This window comes from Citrobacter sp. Colony219 (assembly GCF_019382635.1).
Classification (GTDB): Bacteria; Pseudomonadota; Gammaproteobacteria; order Enterobacterales; family Enterobacteriaceae; genus Citrobacter; species Citrobacter youngae.
Map to the genome: position 1 here is coordinate 716,889 of NZ_CP080033.1, position 17,611 is coordinate 734,499.

Here is a 17,611-nt window from a genome sequence, read left to right on the forward strand (position 1 = left end):
CAACGACGCTTACAGGCATTAATTATTGTTGGTCGGGGCATCCAGAGGATACGGGTTTTTATGGATCCGGTTGTAATTGAGCGCATACAGTGCGGTGATTACCATCAACATCACGAACGACCACATCACTTCTTTGGCGCCAGAACCCACCACCGCCCAGATGCAGTAGACAAATGCCACAAAGGTCACCAGTAAGTACATCGGACGCGCTTTACCAAAGTGACCGTGGCCCAGCAGCAGCAATGCCGCGCAGGTGTACAGATATGGCACCAGGGTGAAGATAACGGAGACCGAAGAGACCAGACCAAATTCTTTTGCGGCGTTTGGCGACATGCTGCTGAACTGGAAGAGGGTCATCAGGATCCCGACGATGATTAGCCCGGCAACCGGTGTTCCCGCCTTGTTGACGCGAGCGAAAATCGGTGGGAACAGGCCGTCATCGGCTGCCGCTTTTGCGGTCTGGCCGGCCAACAGTGTCCAACCACCCAGTGAGCCAAGGCACCCAGCCGCTGCACAGAAGGAGACAATGGCCCCAGCGGTATCACCCAGTGCCATGCGTGCAGCATCACCAAACGGTGAGGCTGACACCCGCAGCGCAGCGTTAGGGATCATGCCCATAATCGCCGTAGTTGAGAGAACGTAGCAGACGGCGGCAATCAGTACCCCGCCAATGGTGGCGATAGGGACGTTACGTTTCGGGTTTTTAACCACACCGGCGGCAACGGAGGCGCTTTCAACCCCAATGAACGACCATAAGGTTACGTTTAAGGTGCTTTGGATGGCGCCGAAGGTATTCATGCCGCTGATGTTCCAGGCCGCCATATAGGTTTCACCGCGGAACCAGAACCAGCCGAAGACGGCAATACCGACAATGGGCACCAGTGCCAGTACTGTCGCAACGGCCTGCACGCGAGTGATCATTTTTGGACCGACAATATTCAGCAAGACGAAAACCCACAGTACAACGACACAGGTGAGCGTCAGAACCAACGGATCTTTTAAGATAGGGAAGAAGTAGCTCAGGTAACCGACGCCAATAACGACCATGGCGATGTTACCAATCCAGCAGGCCAGCCAGTACAGCACGTTGGTCTGGTAGCCTAAAAAAGGACCGAAACAGCGGCGGGCATAAGCGTAAGAACCACCGGGACTGGAGTCTAAGGACGACATTTTGGCGTACACCATCGACAGTGCCAGCGCACCGATAATAGTGACCAACCATCCGTAGATTGCAATCCCGCCAGTTGACGCCAGGTTTGCGGGTAGCAGGAATACACCGGAACCCATAATATTCCCCGACACCATAAGGGTGACGGGGATTAAGCCCACTTTGTGAGCATCAGCATCCGTCGACATATTTTTTAACTCCTGATAAGGATAAATGACGTCACATCATACCTCTTCAGAAGACTATTTTATGATGGCGGAACAGGGGTATCGCCAATGCTGATATTATTATGGCTCATCGCTAAATGATCAAAAATCAGGCAGCGGAGGGTTCCCGATGTTGACTGACATAATGCAGTGGCGTCATTCCATAGAACTCTTTGAAGACGGAGATAAAGTATGAAGTACTGTTATATCCGCACAGCTGAGATACCTGTGAAATGTTTTTCCCGTCCATCATTAATTGATTGACGGCATAACGCATACGACACGTGGTTATTATTTGACTGTAACTTGTATTTTCATTTTTTAGCTTTTTCTTTAACAAACTGGGACTCAGGCATAAGCAACTGGCGACCATGCTTAAATTCCAGTCTTTATGAATATCGCTCTCAATGATGTGGTAAACGCTGTCGCTGATGCGATTGCGTAACATATGCATAAGTAGGGAGATAAACTTTTTGCTGTCGAGAAAACGCGATAATACGGTGAACAGTAGCGAACGGGTACGCTCATTTTCGCCTTCGTTTTGCGTTTCCATCACGCTGTGTTGAGCGGCAACCCGAAAGACATCCGGCGTCAGGCATACGGCGGTCATCACCGGATTGGCGCTACGTTGCCAGAGAGGGAACTGTGAAAGATCTTTATTTAAAAATCGTAGATAGTCTTTAATGACATCGCGACTGATATGTACGACCAGTGCGTTATTAAGTGAAGAAAAATCGATAATATTATTATCACACGCCACCAGAGCCATGTGGTTAGCTTTTAAACTGATGGCTTCTTTACCGTTAATCCTTAACCAAACATCTTTCTCCGTTAATACAACAACACAAGCTTCTTTGCTGCAAAGCCTCATACCCAAACTCCCGGAATATGAACATCAAATACCGTAACTCAGCACCTGCTGAGTAATCGCGGCTAAAAAAAATTGTATGATGAATCAAGACAAGCGATAAAATAGCGTGATTTTTAGTAATTACAATATCTGTAGGGATTCTTGGCATGTACATAATTTTTTACGCAAGTGGCAACGTACTATTTGCGTATAAAAAAAGCGCGGGGTGGTCCCGCGCAAAAGGTATGACAATGTTATTGTTTTGCAGCAATACTCAGGAATTACTCAACTATCACACGTCAACCTTATAAAAAATAGACTATCTAAAAAACGACATTAGGCTTTCACGCACATGACGTGATACACACCGTCAATAATTTCCGTTCCTTCGGTTTCATGTTCAAAGCCAGGAAAATGATGATCCCAGGATTGCAACGAACGTAGATAACTAATCTGCGGGCTGTTGGCATCGCCAAAGTTTTCCCCGGACAGCAGCATTGGAATTCCCGGTGGGTAAGGAATGACGGAGTTGGCTGCGATACGACCCGGCAGATTTTCAATCGCCACCATCTCAACGTTATCGCTGACTATCGCGTTATAGGCTTCACGCGGGGTCATTTCAGCAACAGGCAGGCCAGAGTAGGCCGCATTGAGTCGGCTACCTGGGTTATTTTCTTTCAGCCAGGCGAACATGGTGTCGCCCAGATCGTGAATACCCATGTTTGCGTAAGTGTCAGGATGTTCCTCTACCAGTTCCGGCATCACCTGTGAGAGCGGAGTATTGGCATCATAGTGGTGTTTGAAAGAGCACAGTGTGTTTATCAGCGTGCCCCATTTACCACGGGTGATCCCCATTGAGAACAAGAACATAATCTGGAAATCGGTGGTACGGGTCGGTACGATGCCGTGGCGGCTAAGCCAGGCGGTAACCAGCGCCGCCGGAACACCGGTCTGTTCCAGTTCACCATCATCACCCATACCTGGCGCCAGAATACTGACTTTAATGGGGTCCAGCATGCTCCAGTTATCTGGCAGGTCTTTAAACCCATGCCAGGATTCACCGGGGCGCATTACCCAGCAGTTCTGGTCGGTCGTCAGGAGTTGGGTTGGCGCATCGGCAAAGTCATAGGTTTTGCCGGTCTGCGGATCGGTAACCACCTCTTTGTTCCACGGTTTGAAGAACCAGTCGCCCTCAGCCGTGAATTCTTTGTACAACCGTGCCATCGCCTGACGGAAATCGACGGCTTCATCGATCACTTCCTGGGTGAGCGACAGGCCGCTGTTACCGTCCATCATGGAAACTGCCACGTCGTTTGATGCACAGATGGCATACAGCGGAGACGTGGTGGCGTGCATCATGTACGCCTGGTTAAAGCGGGAGAAATTAACCGCGCCACGGCCTTCACGGACGTGAATGTAAGATGCCTGAGAGAGCGCATTCAGCAACTTATGGGTCGAGTGGGTGGCAAAAACGGTGGGGCCGTTATGGTCGCCAGGTGCACCACGCATAGCGTAGTGATCGGCATAAATCGGGTTGAAACGCGCATAGCCGTACCAGGCTTCATCGAAATGAATGCGATCGCTGGTCTGGGCTAGCAGGTCTTGCGCCTCTTTTGCGTTGTAGCAGACGCCGTCATAGGTGCAGTTGGTTACAACGCTATATGACGGTTTCTGTCCGGTTTTGTCTTTTGTCAGTGGGCTTTCGCTGATTTTTCTCTGCAATGTTTCGGGCTGCATTTCCTGCGGGTAGATAGGCCCGATAATGCCGTAGCGGTTGCGGCTTGGTACCATGTACACCGGTTTTGCCCCGGTAAGAATGAGCCCTTGTTCAATGGATTTATGGCAGTTACGGTCCAGCACTACCACATCGTTATCAGTCATGCATGCCTGCATGATGGTGCGGTTAGAGCCAGAAGTACCGACTACCACGGACCATGAGTGGTCAGCGCCGAAGACACGTGCGGCATATTTTTCGCTTTCACCAAACGCGCCAGTATGGTCAAGCAGTGAACCCAGTGATGCGCGTTCAATACCCATGTCGCTACGGAATAGGTTTTCACCGTAGTAGTCATGATAGAAACGACCGGCCGGCGTTTTAGTAAATCCCACGCCGCCCTGGTGACCAGGGGCTGCCCAGGAATATTCGTGAATGTCACTGTATTTCATCAGCGCGCTGAACAGCGGTGGTAACAGCTGTTGGCGGTAACGGGTCATCGCAGCAACGGCGCGCCCGGCGATAAAGTCAGCGGTATCTTCAAGAATCCAGGCGAATTCATCGACAAGCTCCAGCAGATCGCGATCCAGCGATGCGGTGGCTTTTTCCCGATCGCCCAGCAGGAAAACGGGGACGTTTTGCTGGCGTTCGTGGAGCTTGCCGATCAATTGCCTGACATTCAGGTGTTCATCTTGTTGTTCCATTTGATAGCTGAACATCAGGCAATCAATGGCTTCATTTGCCGCGAGGATGGCATAACCATCGTCGAATGAGGTGGATTTAATGACGGTAACATTTTGGCGACTTAAGGCATCAGCCAGACGCTCAACAGCGCTACCAACCCAGGTGTCCTGATGCAGAAACTCACTTTCAACAATTAATACTTTCATCATCTTTTACCCGGTAGTGGAGAGGTTGCAATTTATGGATTGCAGACACACCGTATGAATGTGACGCAGGCAAGTATTATCCTGACAAATTGGGCTGTAAAGTGGCTGATAAATGAGCGTATTTTATTTTTATTCCTTTATAAACAAATAGTTAATATTCATCGAAGGCAGTTTTTCAGCATTGTTTATCGACAGGGGAATTATTTTTTTGGCTGATACTGATATTGCCGAATGGGGTGTGCTGTCAGTGGGCATGTGTTTGCGCCATCCGACGCTTATCCGGCTATCGATTGTCGATGTTGCTGGCTCAGTTTGCGGTACTGCTGTGGTGACATGCCGACAAATTTGCTGAAAGTATCGTAAAAACGACTGCTGGAGCGAAATCCGGCGGTAAGGGCGACGTCCAGAATGGTTTTATCAGTGTCGCTCAGCAATGCGCGAACGTGGTTGATACGCATCGCGGTAATGTACTGCTTCATGGTGAGTTGCATCACACGCTGGAAAATCCCCATTGCATAGTTGGGGTTGAGCTTCACGTGCTCCGCAACATCGTTGATGGTGAGTGCCTGATCGTAGTTGTCGGCAATAAAACTGAGCATTTGACTCACGTAAAACTGCGCGTGACGTGAAACGCTGTTTTTGTGCGTGCCCGCGGTTTTATTGACCAGGACGGGCTGCCAGCCGGAGAGGCTAAACCGCTTGAGCATCAGGCTAATTTCATCGATGGCAAGCTGGCGAATCTGTTCGTTCGGGCTGCTTAGCTCCTGTTGCCAGCGCTGAACTTCAAAGGTGCTCAACTGCTGAGAGGCCTGTGATTTGATGACCATGCCATGAGTGACGTGGTTGATCAGCTCACGGTCCAGCGGCCAGGAGAGAAACAGGTGCATGGGTAAATTAAAGATAGCCATGTTCTGGCAGGCGCCAGGTCGTATTAACTGGTGCGGCGTACAGGCCCAAAACAGGGTGATATGGCCCTGTTTTATCTGCACCACTTCGTTATTGATCAGGTATTCCACATCGCCGTCGAACGGTACGTTAATCTCCACCTGTCCATGCCAGTGGCTGGTGGTCATGGCGTGCGGTGCGCGTAGTTCGATATCGAGACGTTGATATTCCGAGTACAGCGACAGTGGGCTACGGGTTTGTTTCTCATCGCTGTTACACATGTGCGGATCGGGGGGAAGCGCTGAGATTGGCGGCGTGGTCATGGTAACTCCAGTTCCTGATTGTTCAGAATCATGCCATTTTTCAGCGGATAAGACTGCGAATCGGCGCGCAAATCAGGTCACCATTACCGGGTAGTGTGCTTTTTTGAACCCGTATACTCTGCTTTTCGGCAAAAATTATCCCAGAAACTCAGTTTTCGCCCGAACGAAAAGGCGAACTGAGTTTCTGGGAGTACTCGGTACAGAAGCCGGACGTTTTTCTTGCGTCCTCATGCCACCATGGCGTCATCACCCCACGTTCTGGAGAGTCATGATGTCTGCACCCAAAATTACTTTTATCGGCGCGGGATCGACGATTTTCGTGAAGAATATTCTCGGAGATGTCTTTCACCGCGATGCGCTGAAATCCGCACATATTGCTTTAATGGATATCGATGCAGCCCGCCTGGAAGAGTCGCATATTGTGGTGCGTAAGCTGATGGACTCGGCTGGCGCTTGCGGCCAGATCACTTGCTATACCGATCAAAAAACGGCATTGCAGGATGCCGATTTTGTAATAGTCGCTTTCCAGATTGGCGGTTACGAGCCGTGTACCGTGACCGATTTTTCCGTGTGCAAACGCCACGGTCTGGAACAAACGATAGCCGACACATTGGGGCCTGGTGGCATTATGCGCGCGCTGCGTACGATTCCGCATTTATGGCAGATTTGCGAGGATATGACCGACGTCTGCCCGCATGCCACCCTGCTTAATTATGTTAATCCCATGGCGATGAACACCTGGGCAATGTATGCACGCTATCCGCATATTAAACAGGTTGGGTTATGTCATTCGGTGCAGGGAACGGCGGAAGAGTTGGCGCGGGATCTGGATATTGATCCTGCTTCTTTGCGTTATCGCAGCGCCGGGATCAACCATATGGCGTTTTATCTGCAACTGGAGCGTAAAACGGCTGATGGGACCTATGTCGATCTCTATCCGGAACTGCTGGCAGCTTATGCAACAGGCCAGGTCCCGAAACCGAATATCCACGGCAATACTCGCTGCCAGAACATTGTGCGTTATGAAATGTTCAAAAAATTGGGGTATTTCGTCACCGAGTCGTCGGAACACTTTGCTGAATACACGCCGTGGTTTATCAAACCGGGTCGTGAAGATCTGATTGAGCGCTATAAGATTCCGCTGGATGAATATCCGAAGCGCTGTGTAGAGCAACTGGCGAACTGGCATAAAGAGCTGGAAGAGTACAAAACGATGGCGCGCATTGATATCAAACCGTCAAGGGAATATGCCAGCACAATCATGAACGCTATCTGGACCGGAGAACCCAGCGTGGTGTATGGCAATGTTCGTAACGACAACCTGATCGATAACCTGCCGCAGGGTTGTTGTGTCGAGGTGGCTTGTTTGGTTGATGCCAATGGTATTCAGCCGATAAAAGTGGGGGCTCTCCCGTCTCATTTGGCGGCGATGATGCAAACGAATATCAATGTTCAAACCCTGCTGACGGAAGCTATTCTGACGGAGAATCGCGATCGTATTTATCACGCGGCGATGATGGATCCGCATACCGCTGCGGTATTAGGGATTGAAGAGATTTATGCGTTGGTGGATGATCTGATTGACGCGCACGGTGAGTGGTTGCCGGCCTGGTTGCATCAATAAGGTCCATCTTGCGTCTGCCGGATGAACGTTATCGACATCCGGCAGTATGTATATTTAGTTGGCGATTACCAGTCCGTAGCGACGCAGCTGTGCACAGTGAACTCGCGCCAGTACAAGCACTGTCGTTAGCGCGCCGAGCAGGGCGCAGAACATATCCGACTGGGTATCCCATGGATCGCCCTGCGTACCCAGGAAGTCATCTGCGCCTTGCCCCATCGCCAGTGCCGCCCACCATTCAATGAGCTCATAGGTGGCGCTGATTGCCAGTGCTACGCAGCAGACTAAAAACGCTAACATCTTGCGGCCGCGGACAATATTGCCGCGGACTAAAATCTCTCTTGCCGTCAGCGCTGGCACCAGTCCCTGGAAAAAATGACCCAGTTTGTCATAGGGGTTGCGACTGAGATCCAACCACGCCTGCACTTCAAAACCAATGGGGACTTTGGCATAGGTATACATGCCGCCAACCATCAAAATGATGGCATGAAAGAAGATAAGCGTGTAGAGCATGGGAGTCAGCGGGTAGCGCTTCATGGTGGCGAGCAGCAATGGCACAACAATAATGACCGGCGTCACTTCCATCAGCCAGGTCAATTTTTCGGTGGCACAGAAGCCAGTGTAGATAAGGATCAGCGCCAGCACTATAGCGCCAGTGTTCAGTATTACAGGATTCAGTGTGCGGAGCATGGCGAATTCACAAGTAATGGAAAATATTACTATTCACTGTGAACGGCAAAAATTCAACGCCAGTTAATGGGGGGATAAAGTTGGCCCGGGGGGATCACTGGGCTGGCCCCAAAAATTTGGTGTCAGTCCAGTGCCGGGCCGAATAGGTTACTTCGCGCAGTTAGCGCATTGTTTGCTCACGATTTGCTGGAAGAAATCGTTGCCTTTGTCATCGACCAGGATGAAAGCAGGGAAATCTTCAACTTCGATTTTCCAGATAGCTTCCATTCCCAGCTCTGGGTATTCCACGCATTCCAGATGCTTAATGCTCTGTTGCGCCAGTACAGCTGCCGGACCACCGATGCTACCTAAGTAGAAGCCGCCGTGTTTATGGCAGGCGTCGGTCACTTGTTGGCTGCGGTTACCTTTCGCCAGCATGATCATGCTGCCGCCATGGGACTGCAGCAGGTCAACATAGGAGTCCATACGACCCGCAGTGGTTGGACCCAAAGAACCGGACGGGTAACCTGCCGGCGTTTTCGCCGGACCCGCGTAGTAGATCGGGTGATCTTTCACGTACTGCGGCAGACCTTCGCCGGACTCGATACGTTCTTTCAGCTTCGCGTGGGCGATGTCGCGACCCACAATGATTGTACCGCTCAGCGACAGACGGGTGGATACCGGGTACTGAGAAAGCTGGGCAAGGATCTCTTTCATCGGACGGTTAAGGTCGACTTTAACCACTTCGCCTTCGCCGGCCTGGCGCAGAGATTCCGGGATGTACTGGCCTGGATTATGTTCCAGTTTTTCGATCCAGATACCTTCGCGGTTAATCTTGGCCTTAATATTACGGTCTGCGGAGCAGGAAACGCCCATGCCTACCGGGCAGGATGCGCCGTGGCGAGGCAGTCGAATCACGCGGATGTCGTGAGCGAAATATTTCCCGCCAAACTGGGCGCCGAGGCCGAGTTTCTGGGCTTCTTCCAGCAGTTCTTGTTCCAGTTGCAGATCTCGAAATGCCTGACCGTGAGCGTTACCTTCAGTCGGCAGCGCATCATAGTAGTGTGTGCTGGCCAGTTTCACCGTTTTGAGGGTGCTTTCTGCTGACGTACCACCAATTACAAATGCGATATGGTACGGCGGGCAAGCTGCAGTCCCCAGCGTACGCATTTTCTCAACCAGGAAGTTTTTCAGTTTGCCGGGAGTCAGCAGTGCTTTCGTTTCCTGATACAGATAGGTTTTGTTGGCAGAACCGCCGCCTTTTGCCACGCACAGGAATTTATATTCGTCGCCGTCCACGCTGTACAGGTCGATTTGCGCAGGCAGGTTAGTGCCGGTATTCACTTCTTTGTACATATCCAGCGCCGCGTTTTGCGAGTAGCGCAGGTTATCTTCAATATAGGTATTAAATACGCCTCTGGAGAGCGCCGCTTCGTCACCGCCGCCGGTCCAGACACGTTGACCTTTTTTACCCATGATAATGGCCGTGCCGGTATCCTGACAGGTTGGCAATACGCCTTTGGCGGCAATCTCGGAGTTTCTCAGGAATTGCAGCGCAACATACTTATCGTTTTCGCTGGCTTCAGGATCATGGAGTATGGAGGCGACTTGCTGTTGGTGTTCAGGGCGAAGCATGAAGGAGGCATCGTGGAAGGCTTGCTGGGCCAGTAGCGTAAGTGCTTCAGGCGCTACTTTCAGGATTGACTCGCCTTCAAACTCGCCGACGCTGACGTGATCGGATGTCAGCAGGTAGTACTCAGTTTTGTCTTCCCCCAGTGGGAAAGCCGCCTGGTAAGTGAATTCAACTTTTGACATTTGCTTCCAGCCTTTTCATTTTTATCAGGAATTTAAAAATTCTCTGCGTCTTAACGGTGGCGTGCCGCACCATAGCGGACGGCACGCGAAGTGTGATTACAGGAAACCGTACATTGCGGCGAAGACCCAACCAAAGACACAGGATACGCTTACGCCGATCAAACCAGGCAGAATGAAGCTGTGGTTGATAACGAAACGGCCAATGTGGGTGGTACCTGAACGGTCAAACTGAATAGCAGCCAGATCGCTCGGGTAGGTCGGCAGAATGTAGTAACCGTAACAAGCCGGAGCAGAAGCAACGATGTACGCTGGATCAACCCCGATAGCCAGTGCGACTGGAACGATAGCGGCCAGCGCTGCAGCCTGAGAGTTTACAAACTTGGAGACTAACAGCAGGACGATCGCATAGGCCCACGGATGTTCTTTCACCATCTCGCCCAGTACGCCCTGAATTTCAGACATATGCGCACCGAACATGGTTTCGGCCATCCAGGCAATACCGTACACCGCAACAATCGCGATCATACCTGAACGGAAGACTTCATTTTTTGAGATAGATGCGGGATTCGTTTTGGTTAAGATGATAATCAATGCGCCAGTCAGCAGCATGAACATCTGGATAACCAGGACCATTGACAGCGGTTTGCCACCAAAAGAAGGGCGCAGTTCAGATACTGCACCGAGCACGGCAACAACGGCGATGGCAGCGAGGAAGATCCACATTGCCAGCCAGTTACTTTTCGGCAGTTTTTTGTCTAACAGTGTTGCCGTGTCGCCATACACATAGTGATGGTTTTCAGGTACGGAAATAAACTTCTGGAACTCTTCGTCTTTATCCAGATCTTTACCACGGAACCAGCTGAAAATACCGATAGCCAGGATACCCAGCAGGGTAGACGGAATGGTGATGCCAAGCAGGTCGAGGAATTCGAGGTGCTTGCCTTCAAATGTCACGTTACCCAGCATCGCAACCAGCGAGACAACGGCTACAGAAACCGGACTGGCGATAATCCCCATCTGTGCACCGATAGAACTCGCCGCCATTGGGCGTTCCGGGCGAATATTGTTCTTAATGGCGACGTCATAAATGATCGGCAGAATGGTGTACACCACGTGGCCGGTACCGCACAGGATAGTCAGGGTACAGGTAACAAATGGTGCTACGATAGAAACGTATTTTGGGTTACGACGCAGCAGCTTTTCAGCAATTTGCAGCATAACGTCAAGACCGCCGGAGGCTTGCAAGGTTGCAGAAGCGGCCACCACGGCAATAATAACCAGCATTACATCAACAGGGGGTTTACCCGGCTGGAGATGGAACACGAAAACCAGAATAACCAGGCCGATACCGCCTAACAAACCCAGCGCGATACCGCCCTTTCGGGCACCATAAAACAAACATATTAATATTATGAGAAGTTGTATACTAAATAACATTTTATTTACCCTCGCGAAAAACCCAGTCAATTTTTTGAAAAATGGATCTGTGGCACATTCTTTTTTGCCGGAATAAGCATCAAAAAATGGTCAGTATTCGATATGTCCGTATTTGCGATTAATGTTTAAATGTCTGGCTAGAATGTATTTATAACTTTTTGGAAATATTTAGCTTTTTTCTATGGCATTGATCAGAGGAGAGAATCCTCAGGCGATGGGAAGTAGGGCTGGTTATGAAGCGCTGCGGCTGACGCTGTAGTTGGGCTGGCTTACACCGGTTTTCCGGGGGCTGACCGTTGGTTCTACATTGTCCGCTATTACGTAAAACACCGGTATACCAGGTGAGTGTATTCTTTATGTGATCGCGGTCACGCCATGTCATGTGGTAATGAGTCTGGCGTACGGATACGTTTATTTGCTCACAAAAATGTACGGTGTCCATAGTACGTAGCATGGTCTCCATTGCTACCAGTCTAGATTTTTATGTCTGATGAAATTCAGACTAATCCTTTAGGAGTAAAAATACACACTCTGTGAGTTAGTTAATACTTAATTAACTTTTGTTAGCGATTTTGAAATTAAAAACAGTGTGATGTTTATCAATAACAAAATAATGAATTTAACATGTTTGATACAAATATATTTGATCTAACGCAAATTCACTATTTATCTGCTTTAGCGGGATAAAAAGGGATTTTTCATTATTTTAATAATTGTTACTTTTATATAACGAATAATCCCTGGGGGAGCGTTTTATTGGCAGTATTGTTTAAGTAATGAGTAATGCTCAGCCTGAACGCGGTAGCGGTAAACTGGTCGGCCAGTAACACCATAATGGATACTGGTAAATAAGATATGACAATTGACGAGCCAGATAAGGTATTTACGGCATGAGACCCGGGAGATATTGACCTCGTTCGCCAGTTCATCCGTGGAGAATTCCTGGTCCTGGTGCTCATCAATCCACTGGCACAGCGTACGTAACGTTTGTGGTGTCAGCCCCTTAGGTAAGCGCCGCGTTTCCTGCTCGCTGGAAGAGCTACCATGAATCAGTTGGTCAAGCTCTGACTGTTCATAGTACTGATGCTTCTCCATATCCGTTTTCTTCTGCAGCCAGTTGGTTAAGGCTTCTTCAAAGCGTGAGGCCTGAAATGGTTTGATCAGATAATCAACGACACCGTAGTGGAGTGAGTCTTTAATGGTTGTCGCATCGGCGGCGGAGGAGATGACGATGACATCACATTTACAGCCTTCGCTGTGCAGAATGGGTAACAGGTCCAGACCGTTTTCTTTCTGCATATAAATATCCAGTAGAATCAGGTCAATACGATGTTCGCCATGAAAGATGATCTCTTTGGCTTTTTCGAGAGTAGAGGCCGTTCCGCAGCAATGAAAACCAGACAGCTGCGCGACATAACGGCGGTTTAACTCCGCTACCATTGCATCGTCATCGACAATTAAGACATTGATCATCTGCTGGCCCTCTCACCATTCCACGGTAACTGTACAAAAAATTGGGTGAAGACCCCAGGTTCGGATTCGACGGAAATATTGCCGCCAACGTTTTCAACCTGCTGTTTCACAAGTGCTAAACCGACGCCTCGTTCGGTTCCTTTTGACGAGACGCCCTTCTCAAAGATGTGGTCAATGCGTTCGGGGGCGATCCCCGGACCATCGTCATTCACTTCGCAATGCAACCAGCCGTGTCGATAATGTAAGGATACGCTGATCTCACCCCCCGGTTCTTGACCTAGCGCCTCCAGGGCGTTTTCAATCAAATTACCCAGCACGGTGATCAACACTGCCACCTGATCTTCATTACTATTTTCCGGCAACTGGCTTTCATTACTAATGATCAGACTATGACCTAAATCAGATGTGCGATTAATCTTACTGAGTAAAAAGCCCGCGATCACCGGTGATTTTATTTTGCCTAACAGTGAGCCAATCTCTTCCTGATAATTGTTGGCCGTCTTAATGATATAATTTTCCAACTGCTTATAACTTTTCAGGTGCAATAATCCCAGAATCACGTGTAACTTGTTCATGAATTCGTGGGATCGTTCACGAAGTGCATCGGCATAGTTAACCATACCGTCCAGACGTTGCATGAGTTTTCGGACTTCCGTCTTGTCTCTGAACGTTGAAATTGCCCCGATGATTCTGCCATTGCTGAGTACTGGAACGGTGTTGATTAAAAGCAGCCGGTCCTTCACCGTGATCTCCTCATCGCGGCGTGGTGTTCCATCACGTAGCACCTGCGAAAGATCAACTACCTGAGACCATGCATGGCTGAGTGTGGAGAGTTGGGCATCATCCTGCGACTTTCGGTAATCCAATAGCTCCTGGGCGGCCTGGTTTATTAGCGTGACTTCACCACTATCATCAACGGCAATGACCCCCTCCTTTATAGAGTGCAGCATCGCCTGGCGCTGTTCGAACAGGTTGGATATTTCATAAGGCTCCAGACCAAACAGAATGCGTTTGAGAACCTTCACCAATACCCAGGTACCTAGTAACCCAACCAGAACGCCAAATAAGATAGACCAAAAGATACTGCCGCGGCTGTTATTGATCTGTTCGGTGACCCTGCTTAACTCGAGACCGATCGACACAACCCCAATCTGCTGGTGATGATCGTCATAAATAGGGGTGAAAACGCGTAGCGCTTTAGCCAGAAAGCCGCGATTAATGGCAACGTTCTCTTTGCCCTGTAACGCCAACAGGATATCGTCGCCTTTAAACGGTTGGCCGATACGTTGTGCTTCAGGGTGCGAATAACGAATGCTTTTCATATCCGTGACAACGATGAATAAAAAATCGTTGCGCTTATTTACCGCTTGAGCAATTGCCTGGATGCCGCTGTCCTCAGGCTTTTTCTTGAGCCCCTCGCGGATTTCAGGAGAGTTTGCCAACGTTCGCGCGACCGCAAGCGCTTTGTCTGCTAAGGCATCACGTGTCGTGTTGCTGATTTGCGAGAAGTAAATCAAATGAACGACGAGCAGCACAGAGAAGAGGACCGCGCTGACCATGAGGATCACGGTTGTGCCGAGTTTCATCGGGCGTTTGCGTATAGCCGTTCGTTGCAGAGGGTGTCTCATCGCCGTCCTGGAATCACTGTTTGTGCGGGTATTATCGCCCGATGAGGTACGTAATTCAAAGGTAGTAGGGGGATTCGGGCATTCCCGCCGCCATCCCTTCTTATATATGTAGTAGAAAATGGGCATCCGTTATTTTCTTTCTATATAGAAAAGAGGATTCAATGTTGGTTTCTTCTTTTTCCGGGATGTGATGCAGGAAATATTGACGGCTTTGTGGATAACTCTGTGYGTAAATRGGTATAAGGCGGGGKTYTGCTGKGGAWTGCAGCAGTCAGTCATTTTTCTGTCATTTAAGGGTTGCGGGCTGAGGGAAACTCCCTATAATGCGCCTCCATCGACACGGCGGATGTGAATCACTTCACACAAACAGCCGGGCCGGTTGAAGAGARAAACCTGAAAATGAGGGTTGACTCTGAAAGAGGAAAGCGTAATATACGCCACCTCGCGACAGAGCGCTAAAGCGCGTCGCAACTGCTCTTTAACAATTTATCAGACAATCTGTGTGGGCACTCGAAGATACGGATTCTTAACGTCGCAAGACGAAAAATGAATACNNNNGTCTCTGAGTGAACACGTAATTCATTACGAAGTTTAATTCACGAGCATCAAACTTAAATTGAAGAGTTTGATCATGGCTCAGATTGAACGCTGGCGGCAGGCCTAACACATGCAAGTCGAACGGTAGCACAGAGGAGCTTGCTCCTTGGGTGACGAGTGGCGGACGGGTGAGTAATGTCTGGGAAACTGCCCGATGGAGGGGGATAACTACTGGAAACGGTAGCTAATACCGCATAACGTCGCAAGACCAAAGAGGGGGACCTTCGGGCCTCTTGCCATCGGATGTGCCCAGATGGGATTAGCTAGTAGGTGGGGTAACGGCTCACCTAGGCGACGATCCCTAGCTGGTCTGAGAGGATGACCAGCCACACTGGAACTGAGACACGGTCCAGACTCCTACGGGAGGCAGCAGTGGGGAATATTGCACAATGGGCGCAAGCCTGATGCAGCCATGCCGCGTGTATGAAGAAGGCCTTCGGGTTGTAAAGTACTTTCAGCGAGGAGGAAGGCATTAAGGTTAATAACCTTAGTGATTGACGTTACTCGCAGAAGAAGCACCGGCTAACTCCGTGCCAGCAGCCGCGGTAATACGGAGGGTGCAAGCGTTAATCGGAATTACTGGGCGTAAAGCGCACGCAGGCGGTCTGTCAAGTCGGATGTGAAATCCCCGGGCTCAACCTGGGAACTGCATCCGAAACTGGCAGGCTAGAGTCTTGTAGAGGGGGGTAGAATTCCAGGTGTAGCGGTGAAATGCGTAGAGATCTGGAGGAATACCGGTGGCGAAGGCGGCCCCCTGGACAAAGACTGACGCTCAGGTGCGAAAGCGTGGGGAGCAAACAGGATTAGATACCCTGGTAGTCCACGCCGTAAACGATGTCGACTTGGAGGTTGTGCCCTTGAGGCGTGGCTTCCGGAGCTAACGCGTTAAGTCGACCGCCTGGGGAGTACGGCCGCAAGGTTAAAACTCAAATGAATTGACGGGGGCCCGCACAAGCGGTGGAGCATGTGGTTTAATTCGATGCAACGCGAAGAACCTTACCTACTCTTGACATCCACGGAACTTGCCAGAGATGGCTTGGTGCCTTCGGGAACCGTGAGACAGGTGCTGCATGGCTGTCGTCAGCTCGTGTTGTGAAATGTTGGGTTAAGTCCCGCAACGAGCGCAACCCTTATCCTTTGTTGCCAGCGGTCCGGCCGGGAACTCAAAGGAGACTGCCAGTGATAAACTGGAGGAAGGTGGGGATGACGTCAAGTCATCATGGCCCTTACGAGTAGGGCTACACACGTGCTACAATGGCGCATACAAAGAGAAGCGACCTCGCGAGAGCAAGCGGACCTCATAAAGTGCGTCGTAGTCCGGATTGGAGTCTGCAACTCGACTCCATGAAGTCGGAATCGCTAGTAATCGTGGATCAGAATGCCACGGTGAATACGTTCCCGGGCCTTGTACACACCGCCCGTCACACCATGGGAGTGGGTTGCAAAAGAAGTAGGTAGCTTAACCTTCGGGAGGGCGCTTACCACTTTGTGATTCATGACTGGGGTGAAGTCGTAACAAGGTAACCGTAGGGGAACCTGCGGTTGGATCACCTCCTTACCTTAAAGAAGCGTTCTTTGAAGTGCTCACACAGATTGTCTGATGAATGATGAACTTCTGAATGTACTTTCGAGTGCATTAAGAAGTTTTGCTCTTTAAAAATCTGGATCAAGCTGAAAATTGAAACGACACACTGTTTCATTTCTCCGTAATAAGAAATGAAAAATGGTGTGTTCGAGTCTCTCAAATTTTCGCAACACGGTGGTGTTTTACGAAACATCTTCGGGTTGTGAGGTTAAGCGACTAAGCGTACACGGTGGATGCCCTGGCAGTCAGAGGCGATGAAGGACGTGCTAATCTGCGATAAGCGTCGGTAAGGTGATATGAACCGTTATAACCGGCGATTTCCGAATGGGGAAACCCAGTGTGTTTCGACACACTATCATTACGTGAATCCATAGCGTAATGAAGCGAACCGGGGGAACTGAAACATCTAAGTACCCCGAGGAAAAGAAATCAACCGAGATTCCCCCAGTAGCGGCGAGCGAACGGGGAGCAGCCCAGAGTCTGAATCAGCTTGTGTGTTAGTGGAACGGTCTGGAAAGTCCGACGGTACAGGGTGATAGTCCCGTACACCAAAATGCACAGGTTGTGAACTCGAAGAGTAGGGCGGGACACGTGGTATCCTGTCTGAATATGGGGGGACCATCCTCCAAGGCTAAATACTCCTGACTGACCGATAGTGAACCAGTACCGTGAGGGAAAGGCGAAAAGAACCCCGGCGAGGGGAGTGAAAAAGAACCTGAAACCGTGTACGTACAAGCAGTGGGAGCCTCT

At 50.0% G+C, this 17,611-nt stretch carries 10 protein-coding genes and 2 rRNA genes (1 of these 12 running past the window's edge); 3 read left to right on the forward strand and 9 right to left on the reverse strand.

Features of this window, described 5'->3' with window-relative positions; translation table 11 throughout:
• Positions 1 to 18 precede the first annotated feature (18 nt).
• From adiC to melR, 4 genes are all read right to left on the reverse strand, one after another.
• Complete coding sequence (gene adiC, locus JTI85_RS03200; protein WP_219352109.1) at positions 19 to 1,356, reverse strand: arginine/agmatine antiporter; 1,338 nt, start codon at positions 1,354 to 1,356, stop codon at positions 19 to 21.
• Positions 1,357 to 1,483: 127 nt separating this feature from the next.
• The gene (locus JTI85_RS03205) at positions 1,484 to 2,245 is read right to left on the reverse strand and encodes an AraC family transcriptional regulator (RefSeq protein WP_048213867.1); all 762 of its coding nucleotides are present in this window, start codon (positions 2,243 to 2,245) and stop codon (positions 1,484 to 1,486) included.
• A gap of 315 nt (positions 2,246 to 2,560) precedes the next feature.
• Entirely contained in the window at positions 2,561 to 4,828 is a 2,268-nt protein-coding gene (gene adiA, locus JTI85_RS03210; RefSeq protein WP_101742870.1) for an arginine decarboxylase, read from the reverse strand.
• A 275-nt stretch (positions 4,829 to 5,103) separates the two neighbouring features.
• Positions 5,104 to 6,036: a transcriptional regulator MelR gene (melR, locus tag JTI85_RS03215; RefSeq protein WP_061067057.1), complete on the reverse strand. Its 933-nt coding sequence runs from the start codon at positions 6,034 to 6,036 to the stop codon at positions 5,104 to 5,106.
• A gap of 268 nt (positions 6,037 to 6,304) precedes the next feature.
• Between melR and JTI85_RS03220 the strand changes: the two genes are divergently transcribed.
• Positions 6,305 to 7,660, forward strand: coding sequence for an alpha-glucosidase/alpha-galactosidase (locus tag JTI85_RS03220; RefSeq protein ID WP_105242140.1), 1,356 nt, complete (start codon positions 6,305 to 6,307; stop codon positions 7,658 to 7,660).
• Between the two features lie 54 nt (positions 7,661 to 7,714).
• Here the strand turns inward: JTI85_RS03220 and JTI85_RS03225 are convergent, their stop codons facing one another.
• The 5 genes from JTI85_RS03225 to JTI85_RS03245 form a co-directional block, all read right to left on the reverse strand.
• Positions 7,715 to 8,347 (reverse strand): DUF2238 domain-containing protein, encoded by a 633-nt coding sequence (locus tag JTI85_RS03225; protein WP_048213863.1) that lies wholly within the window; start codon positions 8,345 to 8,347, stop codon positions 7,715 to 7,717.
• 147 nt (positions 8,348 to 8,494) lie between these two features.
• Complete coding sequence (gene fumA / locus JTI85_RS03230) at positions 8,495 to 10,141, reverse strand: class I fumarate hydratase FumA (protein ID WP_061067059.1); 1,647 nt, start codon at positions 10,139 to 10,141, stop codon at positions 8,495 to 8,497.
• Between the two features lie 96 nt (positions 10,142 to 10,237).
• Complete coding sequence (gene dcuB, locus JTI85_RS03235) at positions 10,238 to 11,578, reverse strand: anaerobic C4-dicarboxylate transporter DcuB (protein ID WP_048213861.1); 1,341 nt, start codon at positions 11,576 to 11,578, stop codon at positions 10,238 to 10,240.
• A gap of 753 nt (positions 11,579 to 12,331) precedes the next feature.
• Entirely contained in the window at positions 12,332 to 13,051 is a 720-nt protein-coding gene (gene dcuR / locus JTI85_RS03240; RefSeq protein WP_048213860.1) for a two-component system response regulator DcuR, read from the reverse strand.
• Entirely contained in the window at positions 13,048 to 14,679 is a 1,632-nt protein-coding gene (locus JTI85_RS03245) for a sensor histidine kinase (RefSeq protein ID WP_048213859.1), read from the reverse strand. Before JTI85_RS03245 ends, dcuR begins: the two co-directional genes overlap by 4 nt.
• Before the next feature lie 613 nt (positions 14,680 to 15,292).
• On the opposite strand from JTI85_RS03245, the gene JTI85_RS03250 reads away from it, so the two are divergent.
• A 16S ribosomal RNA gene (locus JTI85_RS03250) occupies positions 15,293 to 16,834 on the forward strand.
• A gap of 233 nt (positions 16,835 to 17,067) precedes the next feature.
• Positions 17,068 to 17,611, forward strand: a 23S ribosomal RNA gene (locus JTI85_RS03255) (it continues 2,363 nt past the right edge of the window).
• The 16S and 23S rRNA genes sit together here, the layout of an rRNA operon.

Coding starts and splice junctions, on each gene's coding strand:
- adiC (WP_219352109.1), bottom strand. CDS start 1,356: ATGTCGACGGATGCTGATGCTCACAAAGTGGGCTTAATCCCCGTCACC.
- JTI85_RS03205 (WP_048213867.1), bottom strand. CDS start 2,245: ATGAGGCTTTGCAGCAAAGAAGCTTGTGTTGTTGTATTAACGGAGAAA.
- adiA (WP_101742870.1), bottom strand. CDS start 4,828: ATGAAAGTATTAATTGTTGAAAGTGAGTTTCTGCATCAGGACACCTGG.
- melR (WP_061067057.1), bottom strand. CDS start 6,036: ATGACCACGCCGCCAATCTCAGCGCTTCCCCCCGATCCGCACATGTGT.
- JTI85_RS03220 (WP_105242140.1), top strand. CDS start 6,305: ATGATGTCTGCACCCAAAATTACTTTTATCGGCGCGGGATCGACGATT.
- JTI85_RS03225 (WP_048213863.1), bottom strand. CDS start 8,347: ATGCTCCGCACACTGAATCCTGTAATACTGAACACTGGCGCTATAGTG.
- fumA (WP_061067059.1), bottom strand. CDS start 10,141: ATGTCAAAAGTTGAATTCACTTACCAGGCGGCTTTCCCACTGGGGGAA.
- dcuB (WP_048213861.1), bottom strand. CDS start 11,578: ATGTTATTTAGTATACAACTTCTCATAATATTAATATGTTTGTTTTAT.
- dcuR (WP_048213860.1), bottom strand. CDS start 13,051: ATGATCAATGTCTTAATTGTCGATGACGATGCAATGGTAGCGGAGTTA.
- JTI85_RS03245 (WP_048213859.1), bottom strand. CDS start 14,679: ATGAGACACCCTCTGCAACGAACGGCTATACGCAAACGCCCGATGAAA.